Below are 19,359 nucleotides of genomic sequence, written 5' to 3'. Positions count from 1 at the left end.
CGGACGCTCGACCGAACCGGGCGCCACGCGCCGTACGCGCTGTGCCCGCGGCGGCGGGGACGGGGGCATTGGCCGCCCGGCAGGCACGGAATGCGGTCGTACAGATGGGCATCTGCGGTTCGATCTGTGCCCAGCATGCACGCCAGGCGCAGCCGACTCCCTCGCCGACCGGCCCCCAGCACGGGGACCATTGGTCCCTGTCGCGACCAGGCAGATGGGGCCGAAAGGTCGTCCGGCAGGGACCGCCAGCCCCAGGTGCACCACAGCCTGCGGCTTCTAGCGTTCCCAGCCATGGAGAACGATCAGAACGCACGGCGCCAGGCGTCGCACGCCGCGGAAGGCTGGCCGCTCGCAGCCCGCAGACTGTTGACCCGACGTGAGGTGTCGGCCGACGGGCGCGCCGTGTTCGGGGACGGCGACCCGAAGTGGGAGAGCTTCTACCGGGACCGCTGGTCGCACGACAAGGTGGTGCGCTCCACGCACGGGGTGAACTGCACCGGGTCCTGCTCGTGGATGGTGTACGTCAAGGACGGCATCATCACCTGGGAGCACCAGGCCACCGACTACCCGTCGATCGGCGCGGACTGCCCCGAGTACGAGCCGCGCGGCTGCCCCCGCGGGGCGTCGTTCTCCTGGTACACGTACTCGCCCAGCCGGGTCCGTTACCCGTATGTGCGGGGCGAGCTGCTGAAGCTGTGGCGCGAGGCCCGCAAGCGCCTCGGCGACCCCGTGGCGGCCTGGGCCGAGATCACCGGCGATCCGGCGAAGGCCCGTGCCTACAAGAAAGCCCGCGGCAAGGGCGGCCTGGTGCGCGCCGACTGGGACGAGGTGAGCGAGCTGGTCGCCGCCGCCCACGTCCACACCGTCAAGAGGTACGGCCCCGACCGCGTCGCCGGTTTCTCCCCGATCCCGGCGATGTCGATGGCCTCCTTCGCCGCGGGCGCCCGCTTCATGTCCCTCATCGGCGGCACCCTGCTCTCCTTCTACGACTGGTACGCCGACCTGCCGATCGCCTCGCCGCAGGTCTTCGGCGACCAGACCGACGTGCCGGAGGCGGCGGACTGGTGGAACGCGGGCTACCTGATCATGTGGGGCTCGAACATCCCCGTCACCCGTACGCCCGACGCGCACTTCCTCACCGAGACCCGCTACAACGGCACGAAGGTCGTCGCCGTCAGCCCCGACTACGCCGACAACGTCAAACACGCCGACGAGTGGCTCGCCCCGCACCCCGGTACCGACGGGGCGCTCGCGATGGCCATGGGCCACGTGATCCTGCGCGAGTTCCTCGTCGACCGCGAAGTGCCCTACTTCCAGGACTACCTGCGCAAGTTCACCGACGCGCCGTTCCTCGTGACCCTGCGCGAGCACGGCGACCACGGACTCGTCCCCGACGGGTTCCTGACCGCCGCCGATCTCGGCCATGACGAAGAGCATGCCGAGTCCAAGACGGTCCTCCTGGACGGGGCCACCGGGGAACCGGTGGTCCCCGGCGGCTCGCTCGGCTTCCGGTGGGGGGAGGCCGGGCGAGGCCGCTGGAACCTCGACCTGGGCGATGTCGTGCCCGAGCTGAGCCTGCTCGAACGGGCCGAGGAGACGGCCGAGGTCGCGCTGCCCCGCTTCGACGAGGGCGGCACCGAGGGCGGCTCGGTCATGGTGCGCGGGGTGCCGGTACGCCGGATCGGCGGGCGCCTGGTCACCACGGTCTTCGACCTGATGCTGGCGCAGTACGGCGTCGCACGCCCCGGCCTGCCGGGCACCTGGCCCACCTCGTACGAGGACGCGTCCGAGCCGTACACCCCGGCCTGGCAGGAGACGATCACCTCCGTCCCCGCCGAGCAGGCCGCCCGGATCGCCCGGGAGTTCGCCCGCAACGCCGAGCGCACCAACGGCCGTTCCATGATCGCGCTGGGTGCCGGCACGAACCACTGGTTCCACTCCGACACCATCTACCGCGCCTTCCTGGCCCTGATCACGATGACCGGCTGCCAGGGCGTGAACGGCGGCGGCTGGGCGCACTACGTCGGCCAGGAGAAGGTCCGCCCGGTCACCGGGCTGCAGCACCTGGCGTTCGCCTTCGACTGGCAGCGGCCCACCCGGCACATGGCGGGCACCTCGTACTGGTACCTGAACTCCGACCAGTGGCGCTACGAGGCGTTCGGTCCCGACGAGCTGGCGTCCCCGCTCGGGAAGGGGCGCTTCGCGGGCAAGGGGTTCGCCGACTGCCTGGCGCAGGCCGTGCGGCTGGGCTGGACGCCCGGTCACCCCGGGTTCAACCGCAACCCCCTCGACCTGACGGACGAGGCCGCGGCGGTCGGCCGTCCCGTCGCCGAGCACATCGTCGACGAGCTGAAGTCGGGGCGGCTGCGGTTCGCCGCCGAGGATCCCGACGACCCGGCCAACTTCCCGCGCGTGCTCACCGTGTGGCGGGCCAATCTGCTCGGCTCCTCCGGCAAGGGCAACGAGTACTTCCTGCGCCACCTGCTGGGCACGGACGCGGCGGTCCGCTCCGAGGAGACCCCGCCCGAGGGACGGCCCCAGGAGGTGGTGTGGCGGGAGGAGGCGCCCGAGGGCAAGCTCGATCTGCTGGTCACCATGGACTTCCGGATGACCTCCACCGGCCTGCTCTCCGACGTCGTCCTGCCGGCCGCCACCTGGTACGAGAAGGACGACCTGTCCAGCACGGACATGCACCCCTTCGTGCACGCCTTCACCCCCGCCATCGCCCCGCCCTGGCAGGCCCGTACCGACTACGACGCCTTCCTGACGATCGCCGACCGGTTCAGCGAGCTGGCCGCCGAGCATCTCGGCACCCGCACCGACGTCCTCGCCGTGCCGCTGCTGCACGACACCCCCGACGAACTCGCCCAGCCCGGCGGGGTCGTACGGGACTGGAAGACCGGCGAGTGCGAGCCGATCCCGGGCCGGACCATGCCGAAGCTCGTCGTCATCGAACGGGACTACGCCGCCACCGCGCAGAAGATGCGCGCCGTCGGCCCGCTGCTGGACACCCTGGGTACCACCACCAAGGGGGTCACCGTCCACCCGAACCAGGAGCTGGACGAGCTGCGCCAGCGCTGTGGGACGGTCCGGGACGGTATCGCCGCCGGACGGCCCTCGCTGGCCACCGCCTCCGACATGTGCGAGGCGATCCTCGCCCTGTCCGGCACCACCAACGGCCGACTGGCCACCGAGGGCTTCCGCGAACTTCAGCGGCAGACCGGCAGCGAGGGCCTGGTGGAACTCGCCTCCGAGCGCGAGGCGGAGCGCATCACGTTCGCCGACACCCGCACCCAGCCGCGCGCGGTGATGACGTCCTACGAGTGGTCGGGCAGCGAGACCGGCGGGCGCCGCTACTCCCCGTTCGTCATCAACACCGAGCACAAGAAGCCCTGGCACACCCTCACCGGCCGTCAGCACTTCTTCGTCCAGCACGACTGGATGACCGAACTCGGCGAGCAACTCCCCGTCTACCGGCCCCCGTTGAACACCCCCCGGCACTACGGCGACGAGGAGCTGCACGAGAGCGGCCGGGCCGAGGTCACGGTCCGCTACCTGACCCCGCACTCCAAGTGGTCCATCCACTCGAACTACCAGGACAACAAGTACATGCTCGACCTGTCCCGCGGCGGCCCCGTGATCTGGATGTCCACCGCCGACGCCGAGAAGATAGGCGTGAAGGACAACGAGTGGATCGAGGCGTACAACCGCAACGGCGTCGTCGCCGCCCGTGCCGTGGTCACGCACCGTATGCCCGAGGGCACGGTGTACATGTACCACGCGCAGGACCGCAACGTGAACGTGCCGAAGACCGAGGTCAGCGGCAAGCGGGGCGGCATCCACAACTCCCTGACCCGGCTGCTGCTCAAGCCCACCCATCTCGCGGGCGGCTACGCCCAGTTCACCTACGCCTTCAACTACTACGGGCCCACCGGCAACCAGCGTGACGAAGTCACCGTCATCCGCCGCCGCAGCCAGCAAGTGGAGTACTGACATGCGCGTGATGGCACAGATCGCGATGGTGATGAACCTCGACAAGTGCATCGGCTGCCACACCTGCTCGGTCACCTGCAAGCAGACGTGGACCAACCGCACCGGCGTCGAGTACGCCTGGTTCAACAACGTCGAGACCAAGCCCGGTGTCGGCTACCCCCGCCGCTACGAGGACCAGGAGCACTGGAAGGGCGGCTGGATGCTCGACAAGCGCGGACGGCTCGTCCTGCGCTCGGGAGGACGCGTCAAACGACTGCTGTCCCTGTTCTCCAACCCGGACCTGCCCGGCATCGAGGACTACTACGAGCCGGTCACCTACGACTACGACAACCTGATCAGTGCCCCGGCGGGCAAGGACATGCCCGTCGCACGCCCCCGCTCGGTCCTCACGGGGAGGCCCACCGCCATCACCTGGGGCGCAAACTGGGAGGACGGCCTCGGCGGCGCACCCGAGAACGCCGGTGGCGACCCGAACCTGACCGGTGAGTGGGCCGAGAAGGTGAAGTTCGAGTTCGAGCAGACCTTCCTCTTCCACCTGCCCCGCCTGTGTGAGCACTGCCTCAACCCGGCCTGCGTGTCGGCCTGCCCGTCCGGCGCGATGTACAAGCGGGTCGAGGACGGCATCGTCCTGGTCGACCAGGACCGCTGCCGGGGCTGGCGGATGTGCGTGACGGCCTGCCCGTACAAGAAGGTGTACGTCAACCACGCCACCGGCAAGGCCGAGAAGTGCACCTTCTGCTTCCCGCGCATCGAGGCCGGCCAGCCCACCGTCTGCTCCGAGACCTGCGTCGGCCGCCTGCGCTACCTCGGCCTGCTCCTCTACGACGCCGACCGCGTCGGCGAGGCCGCCGCCACCCCCGACGAGCACGACCTGCTCGACGCCCAGCGCGGCGTCTTCCTCGACCCGCACGATCCCGAAGTCCGTGCGGCCGCACGGGAGTCGGGCATCCCCGAGGACTGGCTGGACGCCGCCCGCCGCTCCCCCGTGTACGACCTGGTCATGCGGTACAAGGTCGCGCTGCCGCTGCACCCGGAGTACCGGACCATGCCGATGGTCTGGTACGTCCCTCCGCTCTCCCCCGTCCTCGACGCCGTCGACGCCGCGGGCGGCAACCAGGACGACCCCGACCACGTCTTCGCCGCCGTCACCCGCCTGCGCATCCCGCTGGAGTACCTGGCGGAGCTGTTCACCGCAGGAGACACCGATGTCGTCGCCGGCGTGCTCATGAAACTCACCGCACTGCGCTCGTACATGCGCGAACGCACCCTCGGCGAGGCCGGCGACGAGGCCGCGCTCAAGGCCGTCGGCCTCACCCCGCGCGAGGCGCAGGACCTGCACCGGCTCCTCGCCGTCGCCAAGTACGCCGACCGTTACGTCGTCCCCGCCGCGCACAAGGAGGACGCGGCCGCGCTGACCGCGATGGAGAACCGCTGCCCGGTCGAATCGTCCGGGGAACCGGCGGACGCCGGTGGCCGACGGGTCATGCTCGGCCTCCCCACCCTGCGCCGCCGTGCGCCCGAAGCCCCCGACGGAGGCCGTCCGTGACCCCGCTGCCCTCCCCCAGTGCTGAACGCCTGGGGGGACCCCCATCGATTCCCGCCCTCGTGCGCGCTCGCGTCCGGGCAGCCGTACGCCGCCCGGCCCGGCTCACCCCCGAAGAGACCGAGGCACGCACCCTGCTGCTGCGACTGTGCTCACTGCTGCTGCAGTACCCGGACACCGAACTCACCACCGGCCGACCGGAATTGACGGCCACCGTCGAGGCACTGCCGCCCTCGCCCGCCGCCGAACACCTCACCGACTTCACCACCTGGCTCGCAGACCAGGAACCCGACGCCCTGGAGCGCCACTACGTCGAGATGTTCGACCTGCGCCGCAAGAGCAGCCTCTACCTCACCTACTACCTGCACGGCGACACCCGCCGCCGCGGCATGGCCCTGCTCACCCTCAACCAGCGCTACCGGGCAGCCGGTTGGGACACCGACGGCGGCGAACTGCCCGACCACCTCCCGGTCGTGCTGGAGTTCGCCGCCCTCGTGGGCCCGGGTGGTGGCGAGGCGCCGCTGCGCCAGCACCGGCGCGGGCTGGAGTTGATCCAGCGGGCGCTCACCGACGCCGACTCCCCGTACCGGCACGTCCTGGCCGCCCTGCTCACCCTGCTGCCGCCGCCCACCGAGGCGGACCGCGCGGCGGTGGCCCAGCTCGTCGCCGAGGGCCCGCCCAACGAGGAGGTCGGCCTCGACCCCTACGGGACCTACGGAGACGGCGAGTTCGCTCCCCCGGGCACCTTCGTGCCGCCGACGCAGGCCCCGCCGACCTGTGTGCCACCCGCCCCGACCAGCCGTACAGAAGGCCTCCGATGAACGCCGCACCCCTCCCCCTCGCGGCCGCGTCCACGAGCGGCGCCGACCTCCTCCTGTGGGTCGCCATCCCCTACATCTGCCTCGCCGTGTTCGTGGTCGGGCACGTCTGGCGCTACCGGCAGGACCAGTTCGGCTGGACCTCCCGCACCAGCCAGCTGCTGGAGCATCGCTGGCTGCGCTGGGGCAGCCCGCTGTTCCACCTCGGCGCCTTCATGGTGATCGCCGGGCACGTCGTGGGCCTCGCCATTCCCGACTCCTGGACCGAGGCCGCCGGTATCAGCGAGCACGCCTACCACTCCACGGCCGTCTGGGCGGGTTCGGTGGCGGGCGTCGCCATGGTCACGGGACTGGGCATGCTGTGCGCCCGCCGCCTGCTGAACCGCCAGATCCGCCTCGGCACCGACCGCAGCGACAAACTCCTCTTCCCGCTGCTGTCCGCCACCGTCCTGCTCGGCATCACCGCCACCGCAACGCACAACGTGTTCGGCCCCGGCTACGACTACCGCGAGACCGTCTCCGTCTGGTTCCGCGGACTGTTCGTCCTGCAACCGCGGCCGGAGGCGATCGCCGACGCTCCGCTGCTGTTCCAGCTGCACGCCCTGACCGCCTGCCTGCTCTTCGCCGCCTGGCCGTTCACCCGGCTGGTCCATGTGTGGAGCGCCCCGATCGGATACCTCGCCCGGCCCTACCTGGTCTACCGCAGGCGCGCCGCACCGGCGGCGGCCCCCACGGCCGCGGGCCGGCCCCGGTCGGCGTCCGGCAGCCGCCGAGCCGCATGAGCCACGGACCCGCGCTCGCGCCGGACACCACAACCGGCCGACACCCACAACCCGTCGGCGCGAGCCGCCGAACCGGATGGGTGATGCTCCTGGCCGGAGTCGTGGGCTGGCTGGCCTCCTTCCAGCTCACGGTGGACGACTGGCGGCTGCTCCGCGACCCCGCCTACCAACCACCCTGCAACATCAGTCCCATCGTGAGCTGCGGCAGCGTCATGTCCAGCCCGCAGGGCAGCCTGCTCGGCTTCCCCAACATGCTGCTCGGCCTGGGCGCCTTCGCCGCCGTGACCGCCCTGGGCATCGCCGTCCTCTCGGGGGCCCGCCTGCACCGTCGGCTGTGGCTCGCGCTGGACGCCGGGGCGCTCGCGGCGGTGGCGTTCGTTCACTGGCTGATCGGGCAGTCCCTCTACGAGCTCGACAAGATCTGCCCCTACTGCGCCGTCGTCTGGGTCGTCACCATCGCCCTGTTCTGGTACCTGACCCTGCACTGCCTGGAACGGGGAATCGTCCCCGTGCCCCGGGGCGTGCTGGAGGTCGTACGGGACACGCACTGGATGCTCCTCGGCGCCTGGTACGGGGTGATCGCGCTGCTCGTCCTCACCCGTTTCTGGCCGTACTGGAGCAGCCTGCTGTGACCGGCCACCGCACAAACCCGCTCACAGGTCACACGGACGAGAGAACGACGATCATGGACGACGTACTGAAGGAATGGACGGCCGCAGTCAAGGCCGATCTGGGCATCGACCTCGAGGTCGACCGGGCCCTGCTCCTGGCCCTCGCGGGCGATGCCGCCCACGGCGTCGCGCGGCCCGCCGCCCCGTTGACGACCTTCCTGGTCGGGTATGCGGCGGGGCGTGCGGGCGGTGGTCCTGACGCGGTGGCCGCCGCGGCCCGGCGGGCCGGCGAACTGGCCGCCCGGTGGTCCGGTGAGAGCGACCAGGGCCCCGGGGCCGCGTAGCGAACCCTCCCGCCGCCAGTCACAGCCGGCACCCCTGCGCCCCTGACCTTGCAGACAATCGCAAGGTCAGGGGCGCAGGTGCAGGCGACCGGGCCGGCGCGGTCAGGAGGACGCCTCACGGGAGTCGCCCGGTCGGCCGAACAGGCTGACCGGTGAGGCGACGTTGCGGACTTCACGCAGACCGGGATGGTGTCGCCGCAACTGACGCTCCAGGCGCTGGTGCAGCGTGAACCAGGAGGCGGGGCAGCCGTGGCAGGCGCCGCCGAGGCGGACGGTGACGACGCCGTCCCGTACGTCGACGAGGTCGATGGTGCCGCCGTGGGACCGGGCGAAGTCACCCACCTCCCCGGCGAGAACCTCGCGTGCCACGCCGTACAGCTGCGCATCGTCGTCGCAGGGGGCGGTGCCGGTGGCCGGGATCCAGCCGGCGGGGTCGTCGAGGGCGGCATGCAGCGCGCTGCGGACCCGGGCGCCCTCCTCGGGCCAGGTACGGTCCGCGCCCAGCCGGGTGACGACGGCAGCGGGTTCCAGCGCGATCTGCGTGAGGGTGCCGTCGGTCAGCAGGGCGGCCAGGGGTTCGGGTACCTCGGCGAGCGGGCCGGTGCCGTCGAGGGTTCCTGCGGGGATGATCCAGCGCAGCCGGTCGGGCCGGCCGGGGACCTGCTGGGGGTGGAGGGGGATCATGGCTGCGGCTCACCCGCCCAGCAGGACGGTGGCCGTCCGGGCCAGGTAGGCCATCAGCCAGGCCAGCGCGGTCAGATAGGTGAAGGCGATCGCCGGCCATCGCCAGGTGCCGGTCTCCCGGCGCAGGACCGCCACGGTGGCCATGCACTGCAGCGCGTAGACGAAGTAGACCAGCAGCGCGGCGATGGTGGACGCGGTGAACACCGGCTGTCCGGCGCGGGGCCCGTCGGGGTAGGTCATGGCCCGCAGGGCCTGTGCCGGCTGTTCGGGGTCCCCGGCGGCGGCGACCTGGCCGAGGGTCGCGACGAAGGTCTCGCGGGCGGCCTGGGCCGACAGCACGCCGACGTTGATGCGCCAGTCGAAGCCCAGCGGGTCGAAGACGGGGGCCACCGCCCGGCCCAGGCCGGCGGCGTAGCTGTGGTCGACGGTGTAGGCGGACACGGCCGTGGGGTTGGTGGTGTCCACGCCTGCCGCCTGCGTCTGCGCGGCCGTGTGCAGGGGCAGGTTCAGCAGCAGCCACAGGACGATGCTGGTGGCGACGATGACGGTCGAGCACTTGCGCAGGAAGGCGCGCGCGGATGACCACATCGCCACCAGCACCGCGCGGGGGGCGGGCAGCCGGTAGGGCGGCAACTCCATGAAGAACGGCACCGCCTGGCCGTGACGGTCGCCGAGCTTCTTGAACGCCCAGGCGGCCAGCATCGCGGACACGGCACCGAGCAGGTACAGCCCGAACATGACCAGGCCCTGCGCGCCGAACGGGCCGACGCGCACGGACGGGTCGACCAGCAGGCCGATGAGCAGCACGTAGACCGGCAGCCGCGCCGAGCACGTCATCAGCGGTGCGGCCATCATCGTGGCCAGGCGGTCCTTGGCCGAGGGCAGGGTGCGGGTGGCCATGATGCCGGGGATCGCGCAGGCGAACGACGACAGCAGCGCCACGAAGGCCCGGCCCTCCAGCCCGAAGCGGGCCATCACCCGGTCCATCAGAAACGCCGCCCGCGCCATGTACCCCACCCCTTCCAGCAGGGCCAGAAGCAGGAACAGCAGCACGATCTGCGGGACGAACACCAGCACGCCGCCGACCCCGCCGATGAGGGCATCCCCCAGGAGCCCGGACAGCCACGGACTGCCGACATGGGCGTCCACCTGGCCCGACAGCCACGCGAACAGGGTCGCCACCCCGTCCTGCAACGGGGCGGCCAAAGTAAAGACGGTCTGGAAGAACAACGCCATCACCGCGAAGAACACCGCCGTGCCCCACACCGGATGCAGCAGCACCGCGTCGACCCGCTGGGTGACCCGGTGGCGCTCGGGGGGCCGGTAGCCGGCGTACGCCAGGACCGATTCCGCCCAGGCGTCCCGCTCGCCCGGTTCGGCCGGCGGTGCCACGGCCGGAATCGGCCAGGCGCTCCACGTCGTGAGCCGCTCGCGCAGCTGCGCGATGCCATACCCACGGTGGCCGACCACGGGCAGCACCGGCACGCCGAGCGCCTGGGCGAACGCGTCGAGATCCAGGCGGCCCTGACGGCGGGCCAGTTCGTCGGTGAAGGTCACCACCACACAGGCCGGCAGACCGCGGGCCAGGACCTGGGCGACGAATCCCAGGGAGCGCCGCAACGTGGTGGCGTCCGCCACGACCAGCAGCGCGTCCGGCCGCTGCGCACCCTCCAGCCGGCCGTCCAGCACGTCGACGGTGATCCGCTCGTCCGGGCTGATCGGCTCCAGGCTGTAGGTGCCCGGCAGATCCTCGATCACGTGCCGGTGCCGGCCCGTCCGGGAGGTCCCGACGAACCGGGACACCGTCACCCCGGGATAGTTGCCGGTCTTGGCGCGCAGGCCCGTGAGGCCGTTGAAGACGCTGGTCTTGCCCGAGTTGGGGGCACCGACCAGGGCGATCCGCGGAGCCCCGGTCAGGGTCGCGTCCGCGCCGCCTTCGGCGTGGCAGCCCGCGCTCACCGCGCCGTCCCTCCGATGTGCACGCACGCGGCCTGCGCCCGGCGCAGGCACACCTCGTAGTCCTTGACCCGGTAGAGGACCGGGTCACGCAGCGGCGCCCGGCGTACCACCTCCACCACCGCGCCCGGGGTGAATCCGAGGTCGTGCAGCCGACGGACAACCGTCGGCTCACCATCGGCGACGACCCCGATCACCGTGGCACGGGCACCAGGTGCCAGGTCCGCCAGACAGAGCGGTGGGGCGTCGATGACGCCGTTCCCCCGACCGTCTGCCTCGTCGAGCACTTCATCAGTGCCGCTCATGTGCGTCTCCACCACATTGCGCCGGGCAAGCCCGCCCAGCAATCGATCGCCAATAAGGTGAGGCTAGGCTTACCTGCGCGGGGAGGGCGTGGGGCTTTCGGCCCTCAGGCATGGGCCCCTCGTCCTCATCCGCCGGGAACGGGGATGTCCATCTGCAGGGCCGAATGGTTCGTCGATGCCATGCTGGTGCCTCGCTCTCTGCCTGCACCGGTACTCCTTAGGCGAACCTAACTTGTCCGCCGGCGCCGGTGCGGCACGTGCGACGACCGGCGATCTCGTTGTCCGTCCTCCAGGAGATGCGGCAGCGCCGGCACGATCCCGGCCGCGTGGATGAGGTCGTTCAGCCGGCCGAGGCTCTCGCGCACGGTCAGGGCTGCCACCATCGGTTCGGGACTGATACCGCGGGCGGCGGCCATGTCACCGACCTCCCTCGCGGGTCTTCCCGCCAGGTCCCGCTCCAGTGAGGCGATGGCCGCGGTCAACGGCTCGGCGCCCAGGAAGTGCGCCAACAGCGCGACGGCGTCGCCCAGTTGAGGAGCTGTATCAAATCCATCGGCCGCTTCGTCCGTCATGAACGGCATTGTGCCCGGCGGCACTTCGGCCGACCGGGCCCGGTCGGCTCGCGCAACGGGGCCCATCGGCCCTCACAAGACGGCCCCGTTGGTCTCTGCCTCATCGGTCGGCGACCCGTCACCGTGGCGGAGTGCAGTTCAAGTCCGTCGTACCAGGAAGGGATGCGTACATGCTGAAACGGGGTGGCAAGGTGTTGCTCTGGCGCTGGCTGCGCAACCCGCTCAAGCGGCGCTCCGACGTCGCCGAAGCCTGGATCGGCGTCGCGACGGCGGCGCTGCTCCTGCTCATGGTTCCTGCGGTGGGCGTGGTGATGGCCGGCGTCGGCGAGCGCTCCGCCCTCGACCAGGCTCAGGGCCTGCACCGCACTGCCGCACGGCTCGTCGAGGACGCCGCCGCGAAGCCGTCACGGTTCTCCGGGCAGGCAGCTGACGACCAGGTCCGGGCGGCCGTGCGGTGGACACGGCCCGACGGCTCTGCGAAGACCGGTGATGCCGCAGTAGCAGCGGGCAGCAAGGCGGGCTCGTCCACCACGGTGTGGCTCGACGACGCGGGACGACTTCGCCCCGCACCGCCCACCCCCGCTCAGGCGAGGTCCCAGGGAGCCGCCCTCGGCACGGCCACCGGAGCAGGTGCGTGCGTGCTGATCGTGGGCGGCTGGTGGGCCGTCCGGGTACGGCTGGATGTGCGCCGCAGGGCGCAGTGGGACCGGGCCTGGGCCGAGTTCAACGCCGACCGGGGCCACCGGCACGCGTAACGACACCGCCGACAACTTGTCGAGCTTGCCTCTCCGAAGGATCCCGTGGGGAGAATCGACATGACGGCCCCGCGGCTCGACCCGCCGGCGATGGAGGAGAGCGCCGGCCTGGGGAGATCGGGTAGGCCGTGGGCCGTCCGACTACGCGATCTCCAGAACGTCCCGTACCGGGCGCCGGGGCGTGGCCGGACCCCTCGGGCCGTACCCGAGCCGCAGCACCATCTGCACCTGGCCCACTCCCGACACGGGATCGCGGGCCAGCAGCCGCAGGTCGCGGTCCTCCAGCGCTTGTGACGTCAGGGACGTGGCCAGGTCGGCCAGGGTCGCTTCCAGCAGGACGCGCTCCAGCGCCTGCCCTGCGCGCAACCAGTCGTCCGCTCCATCACCAGGAGTGCTCAGCAGGGCCAAGTGCGGGATGTGCTCGAACGTGGTCGTTCCGCGATCCGCGACACGCCGGCGACCGGCGAAATCCCGCACGGGGGCCTTGCCGTCCCATTTGCGCGGCCCGAACGCGTACTCGGGGACGCCGTCGACGGCCGTGTCCGCCTCCGGCCCGAGCCGGGTCCAGCGGACCAGGTCCTCGCTCGCGTCCGGGTCCATGGTGTCCCGGCTCTCGGCGTCGCGGATCAGGTCGAGCACGGTCTCGGTGTGCCAGGGACCGGGGAAGAGCAGCACGGCGCCCTCCCGCTCGGCAGCGTCCTGCAGGGTCACCCGCACGTCTTCGGGGACGTCCTTCTCGGCGAAGGGATAGCGGCTGGTGTGCCGCCGGCCGATCGCCGGGTGCAGCCGCGCCACGTCCTCGTCCCGCGGGCGCCCGGCCTCGTCAGCCAGATGGACAGCGGCGAGCAGCAGCGGGTCCTGCGGCTCGGGCAGCAGCCGGGTCTCCGGGAGGAGGTTCGCGTGCGCGGCGGCGACGCGCAGGTTGAACAGTGCGGCCCCGCAGCCGATGTGCAGCGCCCGGTTGTCGGGATCGGACCGGGGCATGGCCCGCTGCGGGTCGGCGCGCAGCAGCAGAACGCGCTCACCGGTCAGGAAGCGGAAGCGCCACGGCTGCGCGTTGTGCATGGACGGGGCCGCAGCAGCCTCGGCCACCAGGCTGATCACCGTCTTCTCGTCAAGCTGTCGCGAAGCCACTCATCCTCCTCACACGCCGCCGAGGCGACGTGGGTCTGCTCCGTCGTGTACCCCGATGAGCCAAGTGGCGGACGTGCCGACGCCCACGCCCACGACGGCGATCGGTCCGCGCCCCACGACCCGATTCCAGTGTCCGCCCGACGGGCCCCGGGTGTCTCACGGAGTCCTGAGCGCCACCGGACAACGTGGCTGCGCGCATCCCCGCACCACGAACCGGCCGCGGGCTCGCAAGGCCCTCATCGGCCCCCATCCGGGTCCGCTCGCCCCTCTCGCGCCCATGGTTCCGCAGTGATCATTGGGGTAGGCGCGGGCGTCGAGCTCGACCACCGCAAGGGGCTCCCCCGTCCCCACGGGAACGGCGCTCGCGCCGGGCGGCAGCTCGTGGAGGGCGCCCGCACGGAGGCATCCGCCGCGCATCGACGTGATCCGGGCCGACGCCGAGCACCTCGGGCAGGACCGGCAGGTACCGGCATACCCGCCCGGAAGGTGAGAGCGCGCCGACGGGGCCGGAGCCCGAGCCGACGGCCACCAGCCCGCTCTCGGTCCCACCGGCCCGGTCGGTCAGTTCCGTGGGAGGCTGGTGGCGACGTACTCGGTGAGGTCGAGCAGTCGGTTGGTGTAGCCCCACTCGTTGTCGTACCAGCCGAAGACCTTCACCAGTTCGCCGTGCGCCTGGGTCAGCGGGGCGTCCATGACACAGGAGGCGGGGTCGCCGACGACGTCGCGGGAGACGATCGGGGCGTCGGACACTCGCAGGACGCCCTTCAGCGGACCGTCCGCGGCCTCCCGGAACGCCGCGTTGACCTCGTCGGCGGTCACGGGCCGCTCCAGGATCACGCTCAGGTCGGTCAGCGAGCCGTCCTCGACGGGGACCCGTACGGCGATGCCGTCCAGGGTGCCGGCCAGTTCCGGGAGGACGAGGCCGACGGCCCGCGCGGCACCGGTGCTGGTCGGGATGATGTTGACGGCGGCGCTGCGGCCGCGGCGTAGGTCCTTGTGCGGACCGTCGAGGACGACCTGGTCGTTGGTGTAGCCGTGGATGGTGGTCATCAGGCCCTTGACGAGGCCGAAGTGCTCGTCCAGCACCTTCACCATGGGTGCCACGCAGTTCGTGGTGCACGAGGCGTTGGAGACCACGTGGTCGTGGTCCGGGTCGTAGGTGCCTTCGTTGACGCCCATCACGATCGTGGCGTCGACGCCCTTGCCCGGCACGGACAGCAGCACCTTGCGCGCGCCGGACTTCAGGTGCAGTCCGGCGTCCTCGCGGGTGCGGAAGCGGCCGGTGGACTCGATGACGACATCCACGCCGAGGTCACCCCAGGCCAGGGCAGCCGGGTCGCGTTCGGCGGTCACCGTGACCCGATGCCCGTCGACGGTGATCGAGTCGTCGTCGTGCTCGACGGGGCGGCCGAGGCGGCCGTACGTCGAGTCGTACGCCAGCAGATGGGCCAGTGCGGCCGGCGAGGTGACGTCGTTGATCGCCACGACCTCCACCGGGGTGCCGGCGGCGCTCTCCGCGCGCTCCAGCACGCAGCGCAGGTAGTTGCGTCCGATACGGCCGAAGCCGTTGATGCCCACGCGCACGCTCATGTCCGTCGTCCTCCCGATCGATCCGCGTCTCTGTGCGCTGCCAGCCTGGCGGCCGGGGACGCGAGCGGACTTGGGCCGTACGGGGGCGGGCCGGGGGACGTTCGGCCCCACGGCTCGCCACGCGGCGTCAGTGGCCTTCCTGCCTCAGCCGGTCCTGGGCCTGGGTGGCGATGACGGCGGCCTGGACGCGCCGCTCCACACCGAGCTTGGCCAGCAGCCGGGAGATATGGTTCTTCACCGTCTTCTCGGCGAGGTAGAGCCGCTGGCCGATCTGGCGGTTGGTCAGCCCCTCACCGATGAGGGCCAGGATCTCCCGCTCCCTCTCGGTCAGGCCCGGCAGTGCGTCGGGCTCGGGCTCCGGCTCGCGGCCCTGGCGCAGCCGGGCCATCAGCTTGGCGGTGGCGCTGGGGTCGAGCAGGGACTGGCCGGCAGCCACCGTCCGCACCGCCGACACCAGGTCCGAGCCCTGGATCTGCTTCAGCACGTACCCGGAGGCGCCCGCCATGATCGAGTCCAGCAGGGCCTCCTCGTCGTCGAACGAGGTCAGCATCAGGCAGGCCAGCTCCGGCATCTGCGAGCGCAGCTCCCGGCACACGGTCACCCCGTCGCCGTCCGGCAGACGCACATCGAGCACCGCCACCTGCGGGCGCAGAGCGGGCACACGGATCAGGGCCTGTTCGACATTGGCGGCCTCGCCGACCACGGTGATGTCCGGCTCGTCGTTCAGCAGGTCGTGCACCCCGCGCCGGACAACCTCGTGGTCGTCCAGCAGGAAGACCCGGATCGGGTTGTCGGGTCCGGGCTGCGCGCCGTCCGCCATCGGATACTCCTTGTTCTTCGCCGTGTGAATCCCGCACCGGGACTTCGCCCCACGGGTGCGACCTGTTCTTGTCTATCGCAGATCTTGCGCAATCCCGGGCCGAAGGGCCAGGGCCGGTCGGCCCTACCGACCCCGGCGCCCCGTCTTCTCACGGGTACCCAATCCGCTCGCCTACCCCGATCCGGCCGCCGCCGAACGAGGATCTGGTCGGCGCGCTCAAGCCGGGGCACGAGAATGATCTCCAGATATCGGCCACCCGCACGGCCGGTCCCGGACGGAGTCATGTGACCTGTGGGGGTGTCTCAGCCCCAAGGTGTCTCAGGCGGCGCAGCTCCCATGGACGAGACGTGAGGGGCGTCGCGGCCACGTGCCGCAGCGGCCGCTCAGAGGTGGCCGTCCAGGAACTTCCGTACCTCGGCGATGGTCATGGGCCCCGTGCCGTGCGCCACCGCCTCTCCCTCCTTCAGCAGGACGAAGGACGGGGCTCCGGTGATCCCGTATCGCTCGGTTGCGGCCGGACAACGCGTGATGTCGGCGCGGACGGCCGTCAGGCGGCCCGTGTAGTCGTCGGCGATGCCATCCACGACGAGGTCCATCACCCGGCAGGGCTCGAGTGCCTTGGGCCATGTCCCGGTGAAGTATGCGAGGACCGGAACTTTGCTCATCCCGAGGATGAAATTGAACTCCGCGTCCTCACGGGGTCGGTGAACCCGCTTCGCCATGCAAGCTCCTGACCTCACGTTCCGTCATTCCATCCCCATCATCCCTCGCGCGGTGTGCCAGGCCGGCCCGGTCGGTCGTCCGGCCGACCTGTCGGAAGGCAGGCACGGGGCCGTCGCAGAACCACGGTGGTCCCCGGCGCGAGCGGCCCGGCCCCCCGCCCCTGGTGACCCGGCCTGGCCGCCCCGCCGGTCAGCGCGTCGACGAGCGGGCCGGTGCGCATCGTCCATCGGATCCAGTCGAGGCGTATCCGCCACCGCGCTTCTCGGAGACAGCGCCCCCGACGGGCTTCCCAAGGCCTTGTCCGGTCTTCACATCAGCCCCCGGTCCCAGCCGGCTGATACCGCTCTTCCCCGGGCCGCATGAGCCGGCTGACGGCACCGAGAACGAGGCACGATTCCTGGACCGCTCGCGGACGCGGTCGTGGACGGTCGAAGTACGCGTCAGCTGACCCGAAGACCGACCGCCAGCGTCAGTTCAAGGACCCGGTGTGGCGATGCGAGATCCGGAAACAGCTCCCGCAGCTGCGACATCCGGTACCGGACCGTCTGGGGATGGACGAACAACGCCGCCGCCACCTCGTCCCGCCTGCCCTGGTGCAGCAGCCACTCCCGCAACGTCTCCTCCAGCCGCCGTGCGGTCGCGACAGGCAAGGTCCGCAACGGTGCGAGGGCTCGGGCACGCAGGTCTGCGAACGCGTCCACGTCGGCGCTCAGCACCAGCTCGGGCAGGTGGTCCTCGGTGTCGCGGATATCGGAGGAGAGGGAGCGCGCGCGTACGGCTCGTGCGTACGAGGCGGACCCACGAGTCCATGGCCGGGCCGGGCCGACCACGGCGGTGCGGTCGGTCAGCTGCCGCAAGAGATGTGATCGGTCGGCATCGGGGACGAGCAGCACACCGGTGGCGTCCGGCAGATCGTCGAGGACGAGGGTGCTCGGGTCGAGCGCGCGGTAGGCAGGCCGGGCCTGGGCGGCGGGCAGCAGGACCGCGGTCAGCGAAACCGGAGGCTGCCACCCGGCCCGTTGAGCAGAGGCCAGCAGCACGTCCGGGCTCGCGCCGGCGAGGAGGTCGCGGGCCAGGTGTTCCAGGTGGCGCTCGTGGTCCCTGCCCCGGGCGGCCAGTTCGTCGGCGTGGCCCGCGGCGCTCGCGGCGGAGAGCTCGTCGATGTAGGCGAAGGTCAGCTCGGCGAACTTGGCGACCTCGGCGGCGGGCAGACCTGCGGGCACGGCACCCGCTGCCAGGCATCGCCAGGCCACGCGGGCGCCGACGCGGTAGGCGCTGAGCAGGGCGTCCATCGAACGGCCGTCGCGCACCTCGCCGCGGCCCAGCTCGTAGGCCGCGTCACCGGCGTCGCCGCCCGTGGCGTTCCCGCTCGCGCGGTCCAGGTAGTGCCCCAGGGCGGTGCGGACGGCTCGGCGGATGGTGGCGCCCATGTGGCCCGAAAGGGCGTTGGCGTAGGGAGGGACCTCGTCGATGATCGCCTGGACGACCTCGTCGGCGGTGCTCTTCAGCGCGGCCCGAAGTGCGGTGACCGTCGTCTCATCCAGGGCCAGTTCGCCGGCCCTCCGGATTGCATGGCTCATGTTTTTGTTCCCTGCGAACAATTCAGCCGACCAGATTTACGTCCTGCGGTCAGGACTTTACGCCTTGAGGGGCAGCAAGCTGGAGTCATGACGAGTGCAGCCCTCCGCAGCAGGGCGTGGAAACTGCTGGAGATGGTCACGACGCCGCTGCTGCCGTCGGACTACCTCGACCTGGTCAGCCCGCTGCGTGCGGGCGCTGACCTGCGTGGGCGCATCGAGGCCGTGCACCCCGAGACGGGTGACGCCGCGACTGTCGTGATCAGGCCGGGACGGGGCTGGCGCGGCCACACAGCCGGTCAGTACGTGCGGATCGGCGTCGACGTCGACGGGGTGCGCCTGTGGCGTGCCTACTCCATCACCTCGCCGACAGACCGCCAGGACGGCCGCGTCACGATCACCGTGAAGGCGATCCCGGACGGCAAGGTCAGCACCCACCTGGTCAGGAGGGCCAAACCGGGCACGCTGATCCAGCTCGACCAGGCGACCGGTGACTTCGTGCTGCCGCAGGCCAAGCCCGCCAAGGTGCTCTACCTGACGGCCGGCAGCGGCATCACGCCCGTGATGGGCATGCTGCGCGACACCGAGTTCGACGACGTCGTCATGGTCCACTGCGCGCCACAGCCACAAGACGTGATCTTCCGCAACGAACTGCACGACCTGGTCGCGGACAAGAAGCTGCGGCTCACCGAGGTGCACACCGACACAGACGGCATGCTCGACATCGCCCGTCTCGACGAACTCGTGCCCGACTGGGCCGAGCGCGAGACCTGGGCTTGCGGGCCCGCGGGCCTGCTCGACGCCGCCGAAGAGCACTGGACCGAGCACGGCGTACAAGAGCGCCTGCACACCGAACGCTTCCGCCCCGGCATCGTCGTCGCCGGCGACGGCGGCGAGGTCACGTTCAGCGCCACCGGCAAGACCGTCGACGCGGACGGCGCCACGCCGTTGCTGGACATCGGCGAGGAGGCCGGCGTGCTCATGCCCTCCGGGTGCCGCATGGGCATCTGCTTCGGCTGCGTCACGCCGCTCAAGGCCGGCGCCGTCCGCGACCTGCGCACCGGCGAGATCACCGAGGCCGAGCCGGGCGTCCTCATCCAGACCTGCGTGTCCGCCGCGGCGGGCCCCTGCGACATCGAACGGTAGGAGCAC

Annotated in this window: 16 protein-coding genes and 1 pseudogene; 8 read left to right on the top strand and 9 right to left on the bottom strand. The window is 71.4% G+C overall.

Annotated features, from left to right (window positions below; genetic code table 11):
* Positions 1 to 291: 291 nt before the first annotated feature.
* From OG289_RS39450 to OG289_RS39425, 6 genes and pseudogenes are all read left to right on the top strand, one after another.
* Positions 292 to 3,993: a nitrate reductase subunit alpha gene (locus tag OG289_RS39450; RefSeq protein WP_327318794.1), complete on the top strand. Its 3,702-nt coding sequence runs from the start codon at positions 292 to 294 to the stop codon at positions 3,991 to 3,993.
* 1 nt (position 3,994) lies between these two features.
* Positions 3,995 to 5,539, top strand: coding sequence for a nitrate reductase subunit beta (gene narH / locus OG289_RS39445; protein ID WP_327318793.1), 1,545 nt, complete (start codon positions 3,995 to 3,997; stop codon positions 5,537 to 5,539).
* A 59-nt stretch (positions 5,540 to 5,598) separates the two neighbouring features.
* The gene (narJ, locus tag OG289_RS39440) at positions 5,599 to 6,357 is read left to right on the top strand and encodes a nitrate reductase molybdenum cofactor assembly chaperone (RefSeq protein WP_327318792.1); all 759 of its coding nucleotides are present in this window, start codon (positions 5,599 to 5,601) and stop codon (positions 6,355 to 6,357) included.
* Positions 6,354 to 7,136, top strand: a complete 783-nt coding sequence (gene narI / locus OG289_RS39435; protein ID WP_327318791.1) for a respiratory nitrate reductase subunit gamma — start codon at positions 6,354 to 6,356, stop codon at positions 7,134 to 7,136. Before narJ ends, narI begins: the two co-directional genes overlap by 4 nt.
* An 83-nt stretch (positions 7,137 to 7,219) precedes the next feature.
* Positions 7,220 to 7,768 (top strand): vitamin K epoxide reductase family protein, encoded by a 549-nt coding sequence (locus tag OG289_RS39430; RefSeq protein ID WP_327318790.1) that lies wholly within the window; start codon positions 7,220 to 7,222, stop codon positions 7,766 to 7,768.
* Positions 7,769 to 7,830: 62 nt separating this feature from the next.
* Positions 7,831 to 8,091: pseudogene (locus tag OG289_RS39425) on the top strand (DUF6457 domain-containing protein); the annotation flags it as partial.
* A gap of 102 nt (positions 8,092 to 8,193) precedes the next feature.
* On the opposite strand, the gene OG289_RS39420 reads toward OG289_RS39425, so the two are convergent.
* From OG289_RS39420 to OG289_RS39405, 4 genes are all read right to left on the bottom strand, one after another.
* Positions 8,194 to 8,775: a NifU family protein gene (locus tag OG289_RS39420; RefSeq protein WP_327318789.1), complete on the bottom strand. Its 582-nt coding sequence runs from the start codon at positions 8,773 to 8,775 to the stop codon at positions 8,194 to 8,196.
* A gap of 9 nt (positions 8,776 to 8,784) precedes the next feature.
* A complete protein-coding gene (gene feoB, locus OG289_RS39415; protein WP_327318788.1) occupies positions 8,785 to 10,734 on the bottom strand; it encodes a ferrous iron transporter B in 1,950 nt (649 codons plus the stop codon).
* On the bottom strand, positions 10,731 to 11,036 hold the full coding sequence (locus tag OG289_RS39410; protein WP_327318787.1) for a FeoA family protein: 306 nt from the start codon (positions 11,034 to 11,036) through the stop codon (positions 10,731 to 10,733). The genes feoB and OG289_RS39410 overlap by 4 nt, the downstream gene beginning before the upstream one ends.
* Before the next feature lie 227 nt (positions 11,037 to 11,263).
* Positions 11,264 to 11,608 (bottom strand): hypothetical protein, encoded by a 345-nt coding sequence (locus OG289_RS39405; RefSeq protein ID WP_327318786.1) that lies wholly within the window; start codon positions 11,606 to 11,608, stop codon positions 11,264 to 11,266.
* Positions 11,609 to 11,778: 170 nt separating this feature from the next.
* Between OG289_RS39405 and OG289_RS39400 the strand changes: the two genes are divergently transcribed.
* Complete coding sequence (locus tag OG289_RS39400; protein ID WP_327318785.1) at positions 11,779 to 12,363, top strand: Rv1733c family protein; 585 nt, start codon at positions 11,779 to 11,781, stop codon at positions 12,361 to 12,363.
* Between the two features lie 141 nt (positions 12,364 to 12,504).
* On the opposite strand, the gene OG289_RS39395 is transcribed toward OG289_RS39400, so the two are convergent.
* The 5 genes from OG289_RS39395 to OG289_RS39375 form a co-directional block, all read right to left on the bottom strand.
* Positions 12,505 to 13,497, bottom strand: a complete 993-nt coding sequence (locus tag OG289_RS39395; RefSeq protein ID WP_327318784.1) for an Acg family FMN-binding oxidoreductase — start codon at positions 13,495 to 13,497, stop codon at positions 12,505 to 12,507.
* 561 nt (positions 13,498 to 14,058) lie between these two features.
* Positions 14,059 to 15,087, bottom strand: coding sequence for a type I glyceraldehyde-3-phosphate dehydrogenase (gap, locus tag OG289_RS39390; protein ID WP_327318783.1), 1,029 nt, complete (start codon positions 15,085 to 15,087; stop codon positions 14,059 to 14,061).
* A 127-nt stretch (positions 15,088 to 15,214) separates the two neighbouring features.
* Positions 15,215 to 15,907, bottom strand: a complete 693-nt coding sequence (locus OG289_RS39385; protein ID WP_327318782.1) for a response regulator transcription factor — start codon at positions 15,905 to 15,907, stop codon at positions 15,215 to 15,217.
* A gap of 383 nt (positions 15,908 to 16,290) precedes the next feature.
* The gene (locus OG289_RS39380; protein ID WP_327318781.1) at positions 16,291 to 16,629 is read right to left on the bottom strand and encodes a thioredoxin family protein; all 339 of its coding nucleotides are present in this window, start codon (positions 16,627 to 16,629) and stop codon (positions 16,291 to 16,293) included.
* 441 nt (positions 16,630 to 17,070) lie between these two features.
* A complete protein-coding gene (locus OG289_RS39375; protein WP_327318780.1) occupies positions 17,071 to 18,210 on the bottom strand; it encodes a PucR family transcriptional regulator in 1,140 nt (379 codons plus the stop codon).
* Between the two features lie 87 nt (positions 18,211 to 18,297).
* On the opposite strand from OG289_RS39375, the gene OG289_RS39370 reads away from it, so the two are divergent.
* Positions 18,298 to 19,353 (top strand): ferredoxin reductase, encoded by a 1,056-nt coding sequence (locus tag OG289_RS39370; RefSeq protein ID WP_327318779.1) that lies wholly within the window; start codon positions 18,298 to 18,300, stop codon positions 19,351 to 19,353.
* Positions 19,354 to 19,359: the final 6 nt, after the last annotated feature.

The organism is Streptomyces sp. NBC_01235, assembly GCF_035989285.1.
GTDB lineage: Bacteria > Actinomycetota > Actinomycetes > Streptomycetales > Streptomycetaceae > Streptomyces.
Note: the sequence above shows the minus strand (reverse complement) of the source record. Positions and strands in the feature narration are given on the sequence as shown.